We start from the raw sequence: 17,517 nt of genomic DNA on the forward strand, positions 1-17,517 counted from the left end.
TTCCTCCTAACTTACTGAGGCCATTCGAAGCCAACGAGCTCTTCCACTTCTGCTCTGAATCGGCTTGTCCATATATTTTGCTTCCCCAATAAAGTCATTAGAGGTTGATGTGATTCAGGCATCTGCCGAATCTGCCTTGCAATGGGTTCGTAACGATCGGCACGGCCTCTCATTAGATTGAACAACAGCTCATGAGCAAGCGGCATTAGACGCAATGTGTAAGAGCCTACTTTGGCTTCAGGTGCATACTCGGCCAATACATGCTCAATTTCAATGCGGTACCAACTCTTACGTGACCACACTTCGAAACCCCCAACCAGTTCCAAGGCACAAGTCCCTACCTGATAATGACTGAGTAGCGAGGCATAAGGTCCCGTCTTATCTACGACAGGCTCGTCCAGTACCATTCCAGGCGCAGATTTATGCAGCAACTTCGCGGCGGTGATATCAGCGTAAATGTCAATATCTCTGGGAGCCAGCTGTAATTCCACCTGCTGGAGCAACAACCCACAGCTTCCCCCAAGCAGCCACGTATAAGGCTCTGCATCCCAAGCTTTCGCCGTTTCCAGCAAAGCCGCGTGTAATTCCGGATAGCGCTCTGTCCGATCCTCCGTTTCATGCGACCTCATCGGCTCACCTTCCCTTCATCCGTTTTCGTTGTGTCAGTTCTTATGATGTGTTTATGCGGATGTTATCTTTCAGGCGAGAAAGATCAGGTCAGAGAAGCTATTCCGCCGAAAAGGCCAATCAGCATAATGAGAAAAGCGATTAAAGAAAGAATGCCCCGTACAACGCCTTTCGTTTTGGAGCGAGCAAACGTAATTAGGAATACAGCTAGTCCCATAATGAGGATTGCGACCAATGAAAGCCACATCTTGTCCATCGCGTTCATAATCCAGAGTTCTCCCCTTCAGTCCGTAATTCATCACTGACACTGTGACAATGCAACTATTATAACACGAAACATTGCTCAGCTTTCCAAAAAAAAGACAAAAAGCAAGCCGGCAAATGCCGACTTGTCTTTTTGTCTTGCTCGATCGCCTGCATGCAGGCGCGATCTATTATTTTTTCATCATCATTTTCATTAATGATTCCATACTGTTTGGGTTTAATCCGCTTTTTTTGACGGCACTCACGATATCCTGAACTGTATCCTCAGATACCGGCACTTTTGCCATGGCGGATACTTGCTTGATCAGTTGGCGCAACTGAGCTTCATTCTGCATGGTGGACGGTTTTACTGTACTCGCCAATTTCTTGACGGCACCTTCCGTAATCGATTTCCCTGTTTTTTTGTTGATCGCTTTCAGCGCTTCCTTGGAAATGTTGTTAGCCATTCGTCTCCCCTCCTCCGGCAATACTCATGTGTATAATATGAGTGCACCGCAAAAAAGGTGAATAAGCTTCTCATTTCTGGAAAGCTGCCTACGCTACCATCAGGAATGCCACTGCTCCCAGGTTTCAAGCGTCATGACTTCCATTTCGGTCTTGGGATCGCGTCCCATTAAAGCTTCAACCGCATCCCGCGGCTGTCTCTCCTGAAAAAGAACGTGATAAAGCTGATCTGCAATCGGCATTTGCACACCATATTTCTGAGAAATGAAGTGGGCGGCCTGTGTGGTCCGAATTCCTTCCACAACCATGCCCATGGAATTCAATACATCGTCCAGCTTCTGTCCTTTGCCCAGCAAGGAACCTGCTCTCCAGTTACGACTGTGCTGACTAGTCGCGGTCACGACCAAATCACCGATCCCTGCAAGTCCGGAGAACGTAAGCGGATTCGCCCCCATCTCCACACCGATGCGTGTGATCTCGGCCAGCCCGCGTGTTAGCAACGCTGCTTTGGCATTATCACCAAAGTTAAGGCCGTCTGACATACCTGCTCCCAGCGCGATAATATTTTTAAACGCTCCCGCCAATTCTACACCGATCATATCTCGATTCGTGTACACACGGAAATAAGCATTCATAAATAAACCTTGGGCGGCCTCGGCAGAAGCTTTATCCAGTGATGCCACAACAACCGTCGTTGGGCAACGCTTAACCACTTCTTCCGCATGGCTTGGACCAGAAAGTACAACGATATGTCCTTCTTCACATTCAAGTTCTTCCGAAATGACTGTGGACATGCGTTTTAGACTTTCTGTCTCAAATCCCTTGGTTGCATGAATGATTAACATTTCCGGTTTGTAATAGGCCTTAAGCTGATGAGCAACCGAACGCATCGCCGATGAAGGAGCAACAATTAACACAGCAGAAGCCCCTTCTACTGCCGTCGCCATATCCGTGGTTGCCTGAATACGAGGTGACAGCTCTGCATCGGGAAGGAAGCGTTGGTTTGTATGTTTATTATTGATTTCTGTGGCCTGGTCTTCACCACGTGTCCACATGATCACATCCAGTTGATTGGCAGCTAATACACTGGCAAGTGCAGTACCCCAACTGCCCGCAACCAGAACAGCAACTTTTTTAGACAACGCGTTTTCCCCCTCCAGGGCTTTTCGATCCCAATTTATTTTCCTGTCCTTTGGCGAGCTTCGCAATATTGGTACGATGTCTCCAGAACGCAAACAGACAAATAATCAGACTTCCCCAGAAGATACTCATCGAATATCCGGGTAACACAAGGATGAAGAGCGGTGTCAAAGCTACAAAAATAAGGGAACCCAATGAAACATATCGTGTCAATACGATGGACAGGATGGCAAATACACCGGCGCATAGCGCAGGAATAAGTGCAAGAGTTACGAGCACACCGATCGCTGTCGCAATTCCTTTTCCTCCGCGAAAACGGAAGTACAGCGGCCAGTTATGTCCTGCAATGGCAGCTATACCACTGAGTGCAGGAATCCAATCGGAACCATTGCTGAACCAAACCCCAATCCAAACGGCCGCAATACCTTTGAGTACATCCAACAGCAGTACCAGAATTGCCGGTCCTTTACCCAATATCCGCAAAGTATTGGTAGCCCCTGCATTTCCGCTTCCGTGTTGACGGATATCGATCCCCCGTAGTGCTTTTGCAAGGAGGACACTAAAGCTGATTGAACCGAGCAGATAGCTCAGTACAATCGCTGCGATTTGTAAAATCACAAACTTCTCCCCTAACCTTCGTCGGACTTCCTCCGAGTAAATATGCGAATTGGCGTCCCTTCAAAATCAAACGCTGCACGAATTTTATTCTCCAGGTAACGTTCGTAAGAAAAGTGCATCAATTCAGGATCGTTCACAAAAATAACCATGGTCGGAGGTTTAACTGCAACCTGAGTCACATAGTTGATTCTCATTCTGCGTCCTTTATCTGTTGGTGGCGGATTAATAGCCACTGCATCAGATACTACATCGTTAAGCAGATGCGTCTGAACACGCATAGTATGCTGCTGTGCTACACGTTGCACAACAGGCAACAATTTTTGTAAGCGTTGTTTTGTCTTGGCTGACAAAAATACAACCGGAGCGTAAGTCATAAACAGGAAATGATCCCGAATTTTTTTCTCAAACTCATTCATTGTTTTATCAGACTTCTCTACAACGTCCCATTTGTTCACAACAAACATGGAAGCTTTACCTGCTTCGAATGCATAACCTGCAATATGCTTGTCCTGCTCAATAATGCCTTCTTCGCCATTAATTACAATCAGAACAACATCTGCACGCTCAATGGCACGCATCGCACGCATTACGCTGTATTTCTCCGTGGTTTCATAGACTTTACCACGTTTACGCATACCTGCTGTATCAATCAGCACATAGCGCTGACCGTCTTTTTCAAACGGTGTATCGATTGCATCCCGCGTCGTACCAGCAACATCACTGACAATAACACGTTCCTCGCCCAAAATGGCATTCACCAATGAAGATTTACCCACGTTAGGACGTCCGATCAGAGCTACACGAATGACATCGTCATCGTAAGTCTCTTCCTCAAGTTCAGGCAATTTCTCTACGATGGCATCGAGCAAATCACCTACACCTGTACCATGACTTCCCGATACTCCGATTGGATCACCAAATCCAAATCCATAAAACTCATAAATGAGCTCACTGCGCCCGATATTATCCACTTTGTTAACGGCTACAACGATAGGCTTACCTGAGCGGTACAACATCTCTGCGACTTCTTCATCAGATTGCGTAATCCCTGCTTTTGCATCACACATGAATACAATAACATCCGCTTCTTCAATGGCGAGCTCTGCCTGCATCCGGATTGATTTTAAAATGACGTCCTCGCCGTCGATTTCGATACCACCTGTATCGATAATGCTAAATGGTTTACCGTTCCATTCGCCGATTCCGTAGATACGGTCACGGGTAATGCCCGGCTTGTCTTCCACAATGGCCAATCTGTCGCCGATGATCCGATTAAAAATGGTGGATTTGCCCACATTCGGTCGCCCGACAATTGCCACAACGGGTCTTGCCATACATTCCACTCCTCCTGTCCATACTTACGATACTCATCATAGCAAAAAACGCCTGTCTTGGCTAACGTTTCATGCCGTTATACTCGCAATAAAAACAATCGGCGAACCCGCTGGGGCTCGCCGATCTTGCTTTTATTGTTCAGCAAAATATGCAGTATATAACTAAGAACCATGCATTTATAACTTATTTGAATTTGCTGAGTTTGTCACCGAAGCGCTCGCCGAGCGTGATGCTCAGACCTTGATTGCTCAAGGAAACGTTCGGGTTGTTGATTTCTTCACGTGGAGCATTGTTTCTTGCAGGTCTTTCTGATTTTGGCGCTTGAGCAGGAGCTTCTTCAGTTTCCTTGATGCTCAGGCTTACACGTTGCTCAGAAGGATTCATGTCCAAGATTTTAACTTGAACTTCTTGTCCTTCTTTCAATACTTCGTGCGGAGTGCCAATATGTTTGTGGGAGATTTGCGAAATATGCACAAGTCCCTCAACACCAGGAGCGATTTCAACAAAAGCACCGAAGTCAACCAGACGTTTTACAACACCTGTTACGATATCGCTAGAGTTGAATTTGTCGCCAGCTGTTTCCCAAGGACCTGGTTGAACAGCTTTCATGCTCAGGCTGATTTTACCTTTTTCAGGATCAACTTTCAGCACTTTTACGTTTACTTTATCGCCTTCAGACAGAACGTCCGATGGTTTGTCAACGTGTGTCCAAGCGAGCTCAGATACGTGAACCAATCCGTCTACTCCGCCTACATCAACGAAAGCACCGAATTGAGTCAAGCGTTGTACCGTACCTTCGATCACTTGACCTTCTTGCAAACCAGCCATAACAGTAGCTTTGTTTGCTTCGAATTCTTGCTCCAGTACGTCTTTTTGGGAAAGGATCACTTTGTTGTTCTCACGGTCGATCTCTTTCACTTTAACACGCAATGTGCGTCCTTTGTAATCGCTGAAATCTTCAACGAAATGGCGCTCTACCATGGAAGCAGGGATAAATCCGCGAACGCCCACGTCTGCTACCAGACCGCCTTTAACAACGTCACCTACAACAACTTCGAATACGTCTTGGTCTTCAAAATGCTTTTGCAATTGATCCCAAGCGTTTTCGCTGTCGATTGCACGTTTGGACAAAACGAGTTTTTCTTTCTCGTCGTCGATGCTAAGTACTTTAGCTTCAACTTCTTGTCCAACTTCAACTGCATCAGACGCGCTGTCTACGTGTAGGGAAGACAGTTCACGAATTGGAATTACACCGTCATATTTATATCCAATGCTCACATAGGCTTGGTTATCTTCCAATTTGACGATGGTTCCTTTTACGGTATCTCCTTTTTTCAAGGAAACGAATTGATCCAACTCATCTTGGGTTGCTTCTTGATTTTTCATTTCTTCCGACATGTCAAATACCCTCCTCAATTCAAAAACCCCATTATATTCAAACCTGCCTGTAGCAGAGTTCAAAACACTTTCATCGCTGAATGAACATCCTTAGCTTCCCTCAAAAATATGGAAACATGCACTCAGCAGTCTGACGATGCCGTTATTTGCTCGGCACGCCTGTTTGCACCATTTCGTTAATTTTGGACATAATCTTCTCCGTCGCTCTTTCCAGCGCATCGCCGGAAGGATCTTCCTTGAACTCGTCCAAATTCACTGGTGCTCCATAAACTACTTTCATCTTACGAAAAACCTTGTAGTTACCGATAATAGCAGTAGGAATAACTGTAGCACCACTTCGGAGAGCGAAGCTCGCTGCCCCTTTTTTGCCGATGCCTCCATCATTGTGTCGGCTTCCCGAAGGGAAAATGCCAAGCACTTCACCACCACGCAAAATGTTGAGTGAGGTCTTGATGGATTCCTTGCTGACGCCTCCACGTTTAACAGGGAAAGCGCCTACGGCTTTGATAATTCGGCCAAACACCGGAATATCAAACAATTCGCTTTTGGCCATGAAGCGCACCTGACGACGAATCTTGATACCAACCGTTGGAGGATCAAAGTTACTGATATGATTGGAACATAAAAGTACGCCGCCTTCTTTCGGGATGTTCTCCCGTCCAACTGCCTCTAGGCGGAAAAGAATGGTGTAAATGATCCGCAGTAATGTGCTGCAAAATGTGTAAATCATAGACCGATCTCTCCTCTGACCATTGTGCAATAAGACACGATTTTGTCAACCACTTCATGGATGCTCATCTCGGTTGTATCGAGCACTGTAGCGTCCTCAGCACAACGAAGCGGGGATATTTCCCGACTTTCATCCAATTTGTCACGGGTGGCAATGTCTCGCTCAAGTTGCTGCAACGTCAGTCCTTCTGAGGGGTCCAGTTCTTTGAAGCGGCGAAGTGCACGCTCTTCCACACTGGCAGTCATGAAGATTTTCACTTCCGCGTCGGGCAATACTGTCGTTCCGATATCGCGTCCATCCATGACGACGCCCTTGCGCAAAGCCATTTGCCGCTGTGTATCCACCAATTGCGTACGCAGCCCCTCGATTTGCGCATATCGGGACACGATTCCCGTCACTTCACGGGAGCGGATTTCCGAGGTTACATCTTCCCCATTACAGAACACTTTCTGTCCGTCGGGATCCGGTTGTAAATCAATGACCAGCTTTTGGGTTTCCTGAAGCACCTCTGGCACATCTTCCGGTGAAATACCTTTTCGAAGCATATGCAAGGTTACCGCACGGTACATCGCGCCAGTATCGACGTATATATACGCGAGCGCCTCTGCAACCAATCGGGCCACCGTGCTTTTCCCGGCACCGGCAGGTCCGTCAATTGCAACGTTCATCTTCCCGTTCTCTGATGTGTTCTGGCTTGCCAACGGGGCATTCCTCCTCAAACGATAAGCCTCAATAAAAAAACAGGCATTGCCTGCATCGTCAAAATTATACCACACTATACACATGGATGCAAAAACAGACAAATCAGTGATGCTATTGTTCGTGTACCGTTTGCATCTGAATTGGTGTTCCTTCCAGCCGATCAATGGAGGTCATATTCTTTTTCATATCAGGCACAAGAAGTAATAACTGATAGATCACAAGCAGAACAAGAAGAGCTGTAATCAGCATCAAAGCCCTTCTTTCCATTCGCTTGGATAAAACATAATATAGGCGCTCGTATCTGCGGGATGCATGGCGATTGTTCACAAGCTGAACCTCCGTTTTTCCATTACAGTGCCCACCACTGTCCCTTTCTATCCCAGACAATCACCATCTTTATTTCGTTCGATAATCCAATTGCCGTTCAAAACAAAACTTGATGATCTTTTGTCGTTCCGAATCTGTAATCTGCACAAACTTTAACATGCATAGCTGTCTGCCTGTTTCCAGTGTTTTGATCCGTACCACTTCAGCTTCAAAGTTCGCATGTTCAATCGCTGCATTCCGATAAGGAATAAGCAACCAGCATTTCAGCTTTTGCCCTTCCGCAATAGCAAAACTGGGTTCCCCATAAATGGACAATCCCCCGCCGCCAATATCTTCAGTCAAGCCCACGGCTCGGGTAAGATCTTCACCCTGAATAGCCATTTCAAGATTTGCATGAACACGCAGAAAACTGCGACGCTGGATTTTGGTGATGTCGTCCGGCAAGGGCTTGCGAATTCGTACAAGCCGAACTACATCTTCTTCAAATCCAGTCACATACGTGTTGAAATAATGACGAACCCCGTCTTCCGTAATATAAGAAATGGACAATTCCTCACCAAAAAACAACCTTTTCAACCGACTGCTTCCCTGTTGCATCGGGACTTCGATCAGAAAACTGTTTTCATCCACATCCGCTATGCGTGATTTATATTCTTTGCTTTCCTCTTTTTCATCTGCAGAGGCAATCTGGATGTATAAAACTTCATTTATTTTGGGAAACAAGCTGTTCACCGCCACCTTAGCTTTTTATCTTCGTATCGTATGTACAAGGACTATTATACCATGACCTTTCTCATAGTGAACAACAAAAAACAGACCACCACGTGGTCTGCTCCGTAATCTATTTACACTTCAACAGGCTGCCGGCTTCTTAGTGTTATGTGGTCTCATTCACCGGTTTGATCTCCTCAACGGCTTCCTCCATACCTGTATCAGCGTTGATGTAAATTTTATATTTTGCACCATTGATGCGTCCACCGAATTCGTAACACAGAACTTCTTTGCTGTAATCATTCTTAATGAGTGATTTGCGAGCATAGCTCTCCTTGAATTCCGGATTCAGTTTTTTGCGGGCCTGTTCTACCGTGAGTGTGGCTTTTGGAATCTCCCGCTTTTTCTGATGCTCATATACAAAATCACTTGCCTGGAAGCCGGTAACATTCCCATTATCAAGGCCAACTCGAACAGACATTTTTTCTGGATAAATCAGTGTATCGCCTTGTTTGCGCACATAGGTCAGGTTACCGAGATTGCCAAACTCGTCATAATTGACTGCCTTCATATCTTTGTAACCCTTATTGGAAAGGAAATGATCTGCTTTTGACATAGCTTCTTTACGTGTTACTTTCTTCGTCCCGATTGGGCGAGTATCACTGTAAGAGATGAGCAGACCGCCATTACGTGTGAAGTCCATACTTAATTTACTGTCTTTGGACTGATCAATCGTGGCTGTATACGATTCCCAATCTGTACCTTTACCATTTTCCTGTATTTGAATCTTACCGTGTTCTGCATCGGAAAACTTTGCAGCTTTAGTTTGGATCTGCTCTTTGGTCATCGGTAAGCCATCCAGCTTCTTCACCGAACGTTTGGCATAAATGCTGGAGACTGAAGGACCCCAGTCAAGTTCAGGATACTCCTGTACCTTTTTGTTGACTGTCCGGAATCCATCCACGATGGTGTTGTCCATCGTTTGCTCTTCCGTTGCCATAGCCGACTCGGCATCCATCCAGCGTAAACGGTCAGAAATGACTTTCTGCTGTACATCCTGCAGATTTTTAGTGATCTCGGATGAATTCGCATACAGTTTTTTCAAGTTGCCCATTTCTTTTTCACTTAATGGTTCATTGGTCAGATCACGCATGGACGCCTGATAAGCAAAGTTGGAGATGCGGGAGAGAAACTCCTCCGTTTCACTGAAAGGCAGCATTGTAAGCGGCAATTGATTAATCTCATTCTGGGCTTCACTAGTGAGTCGCCATACGTTCATTAGACCTTTGCGATGCATCCCTTGGGACGTAGCATGGACTGCCAGCGTGTTCCCAATCTCCGAGTGCAATTTGTCCATATGAAAAGATAAATCGTGAAAAGCACGCTGATATTGATTCTCTGCCTTGATCAGAATGGCATTTTTCTCCTGGTTCTCTTGGTAACCCCATACGAGAGCACCGATTAACAGAACTGCAAATATCGGAAACATAACTGAACTTAAACGTTTATACATCGGTAGAGTCTCCTTTCTTCTAAGCCACTACCTCTATTGTGGATCGAAGAAAGACCTCTTATGCATGCGATTTCCAGTCTGTCCAATGACGGGCTTGTCACGCATGGTCTCAAACGTTCTATTTAATTCAATTGTACCCAGGTTGTGCCGCCATCTTCCTCAATTTCGAACTGATCTCGATTATCACACAAACACTGTTTAAAACCGGTCTCAATTCTTCCTCGTTCTTTCTTACCTCGCAGCGTAAAACGTTCTCCACATTGCTTGCATCTGATTTTAATTTTGATTCTCATCACGCTTATCCCCGTTTCTATTGGTCTTCCCCGGGAATTTTTATTTTATTGCAACAAAAAACACACCGGGGCATCAGGCGCAGGTTGCGCTCCATGTCCACCAGTGTGTCCGTATTTTTATAATTTAATCTCTTCCTCACGCTTCACAAAACGAAAAGGAGAACGATTGTTGGCCCTTGTAATTTTGCCCATCGCACCGTACCATAATCCCGCCATCAATGGCGCAATGAACCATAACCAATGATTCACCATGGTATTCATAATGACATCATAAAGCGCATGCCAGAAGAACGGTAGAACCAGTGAGAGCATAAGAAACCAACGTTTTTTCTTGCCATCCGAAAACTTGGCCCGCCCCATGTAATAACCCATAATTACTGCAAACATGGCGTGACCTGATACAGGAAGCAATGCACGAATGAACATAGCTGAGACGGAAGCATTCCCCGCAAAGGCATACAACACATTCTCAACTGTAGCAAATCCGAGTGAAACAGCAACGGAGTATAGAATCCCATCATAAGGCTCGTCAAATTCGGTATGGTTATAAATAATATGGTATATCACAAACCATTTGACGAACTCTTCAACCCCACCTGAAATCAGGATGGATTCAACATAAGGATTATCTCCAAGCCAGATCATCATGCCACGCTGAATAATCATCACAGGCAGTACCATCAGAATCCCCATGAGAAAGACTCGAAATACCATGTGAAGAGGTTCAGAGTCATAACGGTCTTTCAGATAAAAGTATGTTAACAAGGCGAGACCCGGAGCTACTGCTGCCGCTAAAACCGAAAACAAAAGCACCGAAATTCCCTCCTCTGACTAAAGACGCGATTACAACTAGAGCTTACTCCTGACGCTTGAAGTGGGTGCAAATAACCTCAACCGCTTGTTCAGGCATAACAACCTTTCCGTACTCTTCCATGACGGCAGGGGTAACGGAAGATCCTTCACCGAATTCAGCAAGCAATGCAATCAATGCTGCATGTTTGGTCGAATCCAAGTCATCCGGTTCAAAATGCAAAAACCATTTGTCTTTATAGGAATAAAGTCTTCCAGCATCCGTTACGTGCTGATGCAACATATGTGCAGCCTCAATCAGCACTTCAAAATCTTTGAATGCATAGACGATGGAATCGCTTTGCTCAAGTGTAACTTCCATCTCATATACTTCTTCAGGCAAATCATCCTCATTACCTGAACCATATTGTTGCGGATCATATTTCCCCCGGGTGACAATGACAACCATCCCTTGAGCGGGAAGTGCGAATACTTCGACAGCAAGTGGACCTGTAGCATCAAATCCAAGTTCGGAATAGGCCTGGTCCATCATTTCAGTGAACAGTTCATGAACTTTAGGTATTTCCTGCCACATATCATCTTTTTGTATTCCGCGCTCGCTCAGATCGTCAAAGGTCAGGAAAATCCGTATCTTATCGTGACTTAATCGTTCTATTTTCATACAGGATCTCCCCTTTATAAGCAAGTCTTATAACAGATTATGAAGCACAAAACAATATGTGCTGAAAATAAATCTATGTAGTTATGTTATCATTTTATACCTGCAAATGCACGAAGTAAAATCGACAAAAAAAGAATCATTCCACATCAAAACAGGACTGTGGATGATTCTAATGGGAGGTTTGTGTTTATAAACCCGGTACTGTTGTGTTTGTTTGAGTTAAAATTTGCTCAACTTCATGTTTAACATCCGGATTGGTGCGAATAAAATCTTTGAGCATGTTCATGTTCTCTTCTTTTTCCTGCGGAGTGATCGGCTTTGCACTTTTTTTATGCGTGCTTTTGTGGGAATCTCCGCTCTGTTCGTTTGGCTTGGAGCTGAATCCGTCCATGCCTGGGAACGTCATCTCCATCATTTTGTGTTTGGCCTGATTCATCATGTTGCGGGATGAACCGGAAGACAGCATTGACATTTTACCTTTGGACAGCCAAGAACTGGCTGCTACGCCAATTACAACACCCCAGAAAAAGGATGACGCCTTCATTACACCAACCTCCTTTTAATGTTAAAATCACAACTAGTGTTTGCGGGAGTGCCTCATCTCATTCCGCATAAATACAGGAAAGCGAGTTGAAAGCATGATTAGACACACCACCGCCTTAATTATGATCGCATGCATGCTGTTGTCAGCTTGTGGAACCAAGGTCGAAACAACACCTGAATCCACAAAGTCCAGCAATGAATCGGTTACTTCAAGGCAGGAGCAGCAGAACGAGCCAACTTCCACTGGGACAAGCGAAAAGCAAACCACGGATTCTCCGTCCTCAACGGACTCAAATTCGGATCAAGAATCACCAAGTGATGACGAAACATCTTCGACAGAAAAAGAAGAAACTGATAACGCCCTCGGTACAAAAGCAGCCGAAGTTAATATTGAAAAAACGTATCATATGAACGCCAATTACTACATCAAACCCAACGATAAAACGAACGAAAGCAAGGTTGTATTGTTAACATTTGATGATGGGCCCAAAGAAGAAAAAATGATAAACAGATTAATCGACACCTTGGATAAACATGACACGAAAGCGATATTTTTTGTTAACGGATACCGAGTGAAAAGTCATCCCGAGTTGCTCGAGATCATCCATGAACGTGGACAGGTAATAGGAAATCATGCGTGGGATCATGAGGATCTGAAAAAAATGTCCATTACGGCAGCAGCCAAACAAGTCACCGATGTGCAAAAGATTGTGAAAGAAACGATTGGCGTGGAACCCCAGTTCTTCCGTCCGCCATTCGGTTCTGGAAATGATGCATTAAAGGCCACAGTCAAGAAAAACGGCATGTTATATATGACATGGTCCAATGGCTCATTGGATTGGGATAAGAGTACCAAAAACAAACCGGATAAAGTCATCCAGAATGTGCTGGATCAATTAAATCCAGGCAGTAATATTTTGATGCATGAGTTGCCATGGACAGTTGAAGCGTTGGATGAGTTGTTAACCAAACTTGAACAGAAAGGTTACACTTTTGTCGATCCTCGCTCCATTGAACTGGAAGCCCGCTGAGCTTCGATTATTTGCCCGGCATTCGGCTTAATATCAATAATTGATGAGTTGGAATTGACATGAAGGAACTTACAAAGTTATAACAAACAGCCTTGGTCCTATGCGGATCAAGGCTGTTTGTTTGAGAGCATTCGCAAAGTAATGATATGCATTTCTGCGGGACAACAAAGTCTGAACGGCAAATGATTTGTTCCGTATCCTTTGCTAACCAGCATTTTACCTTCTTGCTCGGTATCATTACCATCCTTTTTCAAAGAGAACCACCCGCTAGACACAGAGCGGTACGCTTTGTTAAGAAAGACGGGGCCAAAGACCGGAAATACTAATTGTCCACCGTGAGTGTGACCACTCAATATCAGATCAACAGGTCCATTCAAGTGAAGAGCCTCTAGGGGATCGTGCACGATGGCAATCTTGCATTCTTTGGAGTCCAATTCTGCAAGCAGCGAATCCCCTCGCTGTGAACGATAATCAACTCCGACCAGACACAGTTTGCTTCTGCCTTTACGAAGGTAAGTGGTAGAATCCTGTAAGAGTTGAACGCCCGTATCTCGGAATATACGTTCGAGATGCACAGTTCCTGCTCTTTTATCATGGTTCCCATAGACTGTAAAAACAGGGGCAATATAAGACAACAAGCTCATATTATGTCTGACAATGGGCCATGAAATTCCTTTTTCCGCCACATCTCCCCCAATAATAACCCAGTCCACCTGATTGCGAAGATGTTCCAGATCATTCTTTTTCAGCTTGCGTTTATGGATATCAGATAAATACAGGATTTTGCTGCCATCAAAAGAAGAGGGCAAATTCGGAACTTCAACCTCTTCTGAAACGATGTGATGAAGATGCGCCTCACGCCACATATGAACCAGCAAGGCAATCCCGGCCAAAATAACGGCAACGAACCATGCCAGTATTACCATGGCCATGGAAGGAAAGTATCCAAAGAAGGCGCTCCTTTTATCCCCCACCAAACCAGACTAATTGTGAGCAAAACAAATATAAATATGAGCGAGTTAACAAATCGCTTACTGAGACGTAAACGGCGAGATGGATGAAGCTCAGTCCGCGTAGGAAGTGTTCCCGCTTCGGAAACGGATTCTTCTTCTGATGGCTTTTCTGCTTTGTTGGCACGTGCTGGTGCCCGCCGGGGAAGAACCGGACTTTCCAGCGATGATGTATAAGACTTGCGTTGTGATCTTGGTATGGAGACCGAGGTAATGGGTGTGAGTCCTCCCACCTCTGAGGCAGCAGCTGGTTCAACAACCAGATTTACTTGAGAAGCTTCAGGCCGCTCAGATGTCTCTGTCTTATCCGAGTGACGATGGCGCTGACTGCCGTATGTCTTCATTCTACTTAATTGCTGATTCATGATCCCCTCCGAAAACGTATCGCTAATCCAGACACCAAATCAATAATAAAATGACATAGTATAGGCGCCCATAATGTGCCGGATTGCATATAAATCCAACCCAATCCATAGCTCGAAACAAATACCCAACCAGTTGGAATCCAATGCCGCAAATAGCGTATATGGATAACCGCAAATAAAATACTTGTCCAGTAAGGACCTAACGCATGTTGTATGGCTCCACGAAATAGCAATTCTTCACAAACAGCAACGATGGCTGCTATGCATACAATGTGCCAGATTGGACGCTTGCGGAACAGCATCTCGTTAATGCCGCCATCATCCATGCTTTCTTGAGGAATAACATAAGAAAGAACCAAGTCCATAACAAGCATAATGCCAGCAAGACCAAGCCCCCACCAAATAAACTGGTAACTATCAGGCCAAGCAAGTACATCAAAAAGATTTCTCTTCTGCAATAAAATCCATACAACCCCAATGATCAAAGTTAACCCTTGTGTAAAGTATAGATTGATCAGAAGCAAACGCTCGGTAAGTTGCTGTGGTTCAGCCTTCTGAATCTTGAACTTGGGAAACTTTAATTTTTTCATCGCCTGTGTCTGTCCTCTTGACTTATATTTGATGGATAACAAATTCGTTGTCCAATCGGATAGTATACTAAATGATAGCCAAAAAACCAAATAGGTTCAAGGCCTGCCCCAAGTCCCGGTTTTTCAGCGAAGCCATATCCATTGAATTAGTTCATTAATGTGTTAAAATCCGATTCACAAAACAGCTTGTAATCGAGCTATTTCGAGCGATCAAGGAAGTCAATTTTTTATATCTATACGCCTTCTCCTCCACTGAAGAAAATCACATTAGTAAATCGAATTAAAACATTTAAGCCTATTGACATGCTCATGTCAGCCATGATACATTATGAAAAAATTAGTCACGTTAAACACGATGATGGAAAAAAGACGTTGCTTTGTCTTACAGAGAGCCGATGGATGGTGTAAATCGGTGGCAGGCAGATGATCTTGAGCGCTCCTGAGTTATTGCATTGAAATTGGAGTAGGTGCAATCGGTTTAGACCCGTTATCCTCTTCGGTCTTCATTGACCGCTAAGACTGTCGTTGCGAAACGGCGGTGAATTAGGGTGGTACCACGACAACTCTCGTCCCTTATTGCGCAAGCAGTATGTGGATTGAGAGTTTTTTGATTTATTTTTAGAGTACAGACGTGGAAATCGCCCTATTTGCTACACCCTCCTCCTCTGCTGCGACACCGCGTTGTTGGAAGGAAGAGTTTCAATGGTTTTAAGGAATGCCTCTTTCGTGAGGTGAGACCTTGACGATATAGATACACATACCTAAGGAGGAAGAAACCATGTACAAAGTGTTAGTGTCGGACCCCATTAGTGATCTGGGAATCCAGCAACTGGTGGATGCAAATGATGTTGTAGTTGAGAAGAAAACAGGTCTTAGCGAAGATGAGCTTGTTGCAATTATCGGCAATTATGATGCCCTTCTAGTTCGAAGTCAGACCCGTGTAACGGATCGTATTATGACAGCAGGTACAAACCTTAAAGTCATCGGACGTGCTGGCGTAGGTGTAGATAACATTGATTTGGAAGCTGCTACCCAACGCGGTATCATTGTTATTAACGCCCCTGACGGTAACACGATTACGACATGTGAGCATACATTTGCCATGATGATGGCACTGGCACGACATATTCCTCAGGCATATGCCAAAACCATTCAAGGTACTTGGGATCGTAAAACCTTCCTGGGTGTGGAGTTAAGAAATAAAACGCTGGGTGTGCTCGGTATGGGACGGATCGGTAGCGAAGTAGCTAAACGTGCCAAAGCATTCGGAATGGATATTCTAGCTTATGACCCGTTCCTCACTCAAGATCGCGCAGAGAAACTTCAGGTTAAGCTGGCTAGTGTGGATGACATCATTCGTAATGCCGACTTCATGACCGTTCACACACCATTAACACCTGAGACACGCCATATGATTTCCCGCCCACAATTTGAAGTGATGAAAAAAGGTATGCGTATTATCAACTGTGCCCGTGGCGGAGTCGTTGATGAAATGGCACTTGTAGAAGCAATTGATGAAGGTATTGTTGCTGGTGCAGCATTCGACGTATTCGAGAGCGAACCACCGGCTGCTGATCACCCATTCCTGAATCATCCTAGCATTATTGTGACGCCTCATCTTGGTGCATCGACAGTAGAAGCACAAGAAAATGTAGCGATCGACGTATCCGAGCAAGTCCTGCATATTCTGCGCAATGAACCGTTCAAAAACGCAGTTAACATGCCTGCAGTAGCCCCAACTGTAATGAACAAACTGCAGCCGTACTTTAAACTGGGTGAAACACTGGGTAGCTTTGCAGCTCAGATCACTCAAAATGCGGTTCAGGAAATTCGGATCGACTACGCTGGAGATCTGTCGGAAGTGGATACTTCTCCTTTGACTCGCTACATTGTAAAAGGTATTCTGGCAAGACATTTAGGCGGAGAAGCCAATATTGTCAACTCCATGCATTTAGCTAAAGTGCGGGATCTCAACGTAGTGGTTAGCCAAACATCGGCCACTAAAGGATTTACAAATCTGATTACCGTCACACTCGTGACGACTCAGGATGCCGAGGAGCGTCGTGTTGCGGGCACACTGCTTGCAGGTTATGGAGAGCGGATCGTGCGTCTGGACAAATTCCCAGTGGATATCGCTCCAGAAAGTCACCAAATTCTGATTTCGCATAATGATAAACCGGGTATTATCGGACGTGTTGGAACTTTGCTTGGAGAGAACGAAGTTAACATCGCCTCCATGCAGGTCGGACGTAAAATCATTGGTGGGGCAGCTATCATGATTCTGACTGTAGATAAGGAAGTTCCAAAAGATGTGCTTGTACAGCTTGCAGCTCTTCAGGAAATCAATACAGCCGTTGAAATTGTATTGAATTAATTGACGGACTAATCAATTATAAGACAAAAAG

Annotated in this window: 20 protein-coding genes and 1 other annotated feature; of the genes, 2 read left to right on the forward strand and 18 right to left on the reverse strand. The window is 44.9% G+C overall.

Annotated elements, in window-relative coordinates; all coding sequences use genetic code 11:
* Positions 1-11: 11 nt before the first annotated feature.
* From PTQ21_RS25600 to PTQ21_RS25670, 15 genes are all read right to left on the reverse strand, one after another.
* Complete coding sequence (locus tag PTQ21_RS25600; RefSeq protein WP_274567589.1) at positions 12-629, reverse strand: hypothetical protein; 618 nt, start codon at positions 627-629, stop codon at positions 12-14.
* A gap of 83 nt (positions 630-712) precedes the next feature.
* The gene (locus PTQ21_RS25605; RefSeq protein ID WP_274567590.1) at positions 713-892 is read right to left on the reverse strand and encodes a DUF2768 family protein; all 180 of its coding nucleotides are present in this window, start codon (positions 890-892) and stop codon (positions 713-715) included.
* Positions 893-1,061: 169 nt separating this feature from the next.
* Positions 1,062-1,337 (reverse strand): stage VI sporulation protein F, encoded by a 276-nt coding sequence (locus tag PTQ21_RS25610; protein WP_024630680.1) that lies wholly within the window; start codon positions 1,335-1,337, stop codon positions 1,062-1,064.
* A 99-nt stretch (positions 1,338-1,436) separates the two neighbouring features.
* Positions 1,437-2,477, reverse strand: a complete 1,041-nt coding sequence (locus PTQ21_RS25615; protein ID WP_063566756.1) for an NAD(P)H-dependent glycerol-3-phosphate dehydrogenase — start codon at positions 2,475-2,477, stop codon at positions 1,437-1,439.
* A complete protein-coding gene (gene plsY, locus PTQ21_RS25620) occupies positions 2,470-3,093 on the reverse strand; it encodes a glycerol-3-phosphate 1-O-acyltransferase PlsY (protein WP_063566755.1) in 624 nt (207 codons plus the stop codon). The genes PTQ21_RS25615 and plsY overlap by 8 nt, the downstream gene beginning before the upstream one ends.
* 11 nt (positions 3,094-3,104) lie before the next feature.
* Positions 3,105-4,427: a ribosome biogenesis GTPase Der gene (gene der / locus PTQ21_RS25625; RefSeq protein ID WP_063566754.1), complete on the reverse strand. Its 1,323-nt coding sequence runs from the start codon at positions 4,425-4,427 to the stop codon at positions 3,105-3,107.
* Positions 4,428-4,611: 184 nt separating this feature from the next.
* Complete coding sequence (gene rpsA / locus PTQ21_RS25630) at positions 4,612-5,826, reverse strand: 30S ribosomal protein S1 (protein ID WP_063566753.1); 1,215 nt, start codon at positions 5,824-5,826, stop codon at positions 4,612-4,614.
* 142 nt (positions 5,827-5,968) lie between these two features.
* Positions 5,969-6,556: a lysophospholipid acyltransferase family protein gene (locus PTQ21_RS25635; RefSeq protein WP_063566752.1), complete on the reverse strand. Its 588-nt coding sequence runs from the start codon at positions 6,554-6,556 to the stop codon at positions 5,969-5,971.
* Complete coding sequence (cmk, locus tag PTQ21_RS25640) at positions 6,553-7,257, reverse strand: (d)CMP kinase (protein WP_063566751.1); 705 nt, start codon at positions 7,255-7,257, stop codon at positions 6,553-6,555. Before cmk ends, PTQ21_RS25635 begins: the two co-directional genes overlap by 4 nt.
* 112 nt (positions 7,258-7,369) lie before the next feature.
* The gene (locus PTQ21_RS25645; protein ID WP_072735236.1) at positions 7,370-7,585 is read right to left on the reverse strand and encodes a hypothetical protein; all 216 of its coding nucleotides are present in this window, start codon (positions 7,583-7,585) and stop codon (positions 7,370-7,372) included.
* Positions 7,586-7,654: 69 nt separating this feature from the next.
* Entirely contained in the window at positions 7,655-8,308 is a 654-nt protein-coding gene (locus tag PTQ21_RS25650; protein WP_063566749.1) for a flagellar brake protein, read from the reverse strand.
* A 154-nt stretch (positions 8,309-8,462) separates the two neighbouring features.
* Complete coding sequence (ypeB, locus tag PTQ21_RS25655) at positions 8,463-9,809, reverse strand: germination protein YpeB (RefSeq protein ID WP_063566748.1); 1,347 nt, start codon at positions 9,807-9,809, stop codon at positions 8,463-8,465.
* A gap of 410 nt (positions 9,810-10,219) precedes the next feature.
* Entirely contained in the window at positions 10,220-10,915 is a 696-nt protein-coding gene (prsW, locus tag PTQ21_RS25660) for a glutamic-type intramembrane protease PrsW (protein WP_063566747.1), read from the reverse strand.
* Positions 10,916-10,958: 43 nt separating this feature from the next.
* Entirely contained in the window at positions 10,959-11,573 is a 615-nt protein-coding gene (locus PTQ21_RS25665) for a genetic competence negative regulator (RefSeq protein ID WP_063566746.1), read from the reverse strand.
* Between the two features lie 187 nt (positions 11,574-11,760).
* Positions 11,761-12,117: a hypothetical protein gene (locus PTQ21_RS25670; RefSeq protein ID WP_053780665.1), complete on the reverse strand. Its 357-nt coding sequence runs from the start codon at positions 12,115-12,117 to the stop codon at positions 11,761-11,763.
* A 121-nt stretch (positions 12,118-12,238) separates the two neighbouring features.
* Here PTQ21_RS25670 and PTQ21_RS25675 point away from each other — a divergent pair, with 121 nt between their 5' ends.
* A complete protein-coding gene (locus PTQ21_RS25675) occupies positions 12,239-13,147 on the forward strand; it encodes a polysaccharide deacetylase family protein (protein ID WP_420800345.1) in 909 nt (302 codons plus the stop codon).
* 107 nt (positions 13,148-13,254) lie between these two features.
* Here PTQ21_RS25675 and PTQ21_RS25680 read toward each other — a convergent pair whose 3' ends face one another.
* Genes PTQ21_RS25680 through PTQ21_RS25690 form a run of 3 tightly spaced genes read right to left on the reverse strand, consistent with a single transcriptional unit; the run spans position 13,255 to position 15,112 of the window.
* Complete coding sequence (locus PTQ21_RS25680) at positions 13,255-14,079, reverse strand: metallophosphoesterase (protein WP_090807405.1); 825 nt, start codon at positions 14,077-14,079, stop codon at positions 13,255-13,257.
* A complete protein-coding gene (locus PTQ21_RS25685) occupies positions 14,067-14,522 on the reverse strand; it encodes a hypothetical protein (RefSeq protein WP_063566744.1) in 456 nt (151 codons plus the stop codon). The genes PTQ21_RS25680 and PTQ21_RS25685 overlap by 13 nt, the downstream gene beginning before the upstream one ends.
* Positions 14,519-15,112: a CPBP family intramembrane glutamic endopeptidase gene (locus PTQ21_RS25690; RefSeq protein WP_064636826.1), complete on the reverse strand. Its 594-nt coding sequence runs from the start codon at positions 15,110-15,112 to the stop codon at positions 14,519-14,521. The genes PTQ21_RS25685 and PTQ21_RS25690 overlap by 4 nt, the downstream gene beginning before the upstream one ends.
* A gap of 346 nt (positions 15,113-15,458) precedes the next feature.
* Positions 15,459-15,689: a binding site (T-box leader), on the forward strand.
* A 201-nt stretch (positions 15,690-15,890) separates the two neighbouring features.
* On the opposite strand from PTQ21_RS25690, the gene serA reads away from it, so the two are divergent.
* Positions 15,891-17,486, forward strand: coding sequence for a phosphoglycerate dehydrogenase (gene serA, locus PTQ21_RS25695; protein ID WP_064636824.1), 1,596 nt, complete (start codon positions 15,891-15,893; stop codon positions 17,484-17,486).
* Positions 17,487-17,517 lie beyond the last annotated feature (31 nt).

The sequence above is a fragment of the Paenibacillus marchantiae genome (assembly GCF_028771845.1).
Taxonomy (GTDB): Bacteria; Bacillota; Bacilli; order Paenibacillales; family Paenibacillaceae; genus Paenibacillus; species Paenibacillus marchantiae.

Coding starts and splice junctions, on each gene's coding strand:
- rpsA (WP_063566753.1), bottom strand. CDS start 5,826: ATGTCGGAAGAAATGAAAAATCAAGAAGCAACCCAAGATGAGTTGGAT.
- serA (WP_064636824.1), top strand. CDS start 15,891: ATGTACAAAGTGTTAGTGTCGGACCCCATTAGTGATCTGGGAATCCAG.
- PTQ21_RS25635 (WP_063566752.1), bottom strand. CDS start 6,556: ATGATTTACACATTTTGCAGCACATTACTGCGGATCATTTACACCATT.
- PTQ21_RS25600 (WP_274567589.1), bottom strand. CDS start 629: ATGAGGTCGCATGAAACGGAGGATCGGACAGAGCGCTATCCGGAATTA.
- PTQ21_RS25675 (WP_420800345.1), top strand. CDS start 12,239: ATGATCGCATGCATGCTGTTGTCAGCTTGTGGAACCAAGGTCGAAACA.
- PTQ21_RS25680 (WP_090807405.1), bottom strand. CDS start 14,079: ATGGCCATGGTAATACTGGCATGGTTCGTTGCCGTTATTTTGGCCGGG.
- PTQ21_RS25610 (WP_024630680.1), bottom strand. CDS start 1,337: ATGGCTAACAACATTTCCAAGGAAGCGCTGAAAGCGATCAACAAAAAA.
- der (WP_063566754.1), bottom strand. CDS start 4,427: ATGGCAAGACCCGTTGTGGCAATTGTCGGGCGACCGAATGTGGGCAAA.
- PTQ21_RS25605 (WP_274567590.1), bottom strand. CDS start 892: ATGAACGCGATGGACAAGATGTGGCTTTCATTGGTCGCAATCCTCATT.
- PTQ21_RS25670 (WP_053780665.1), bottom strand. CDS start 12,117: ATGAAGGCGTCATCCTTTTTCTGGGGTGTTGTAATTGGCGTAGCAGCC.
- PTQ21_RS25690 (WP_064636826.1), bottom strand. CDS start 15,112: ATGAAAAAATTAAAGTTTCCCAAGTTCAAGATTCAGAAGGCTGAACCA.
- PTQ21_RS25665 (WP_063566746.1), bottom strand. CDS start 11,573: ATGAAAATAGAACGATTAAGTCACGATAAGATACGGATTTTCCTGACC.
- PTQ21_RS25685 (WP_063566744.1), bottom strand. CDS start 14,522: ATGAATCAGCAATTAAGTAGAATGAAGACATACGGCAGTCAGCGCCAT.
- ypeB (WP_063566748.1), bottom strand. CDS start 9,809: ATGTATAAACGTTTAAGTTCAGTTATGTTTCCGATATTTGCAGTTCTG.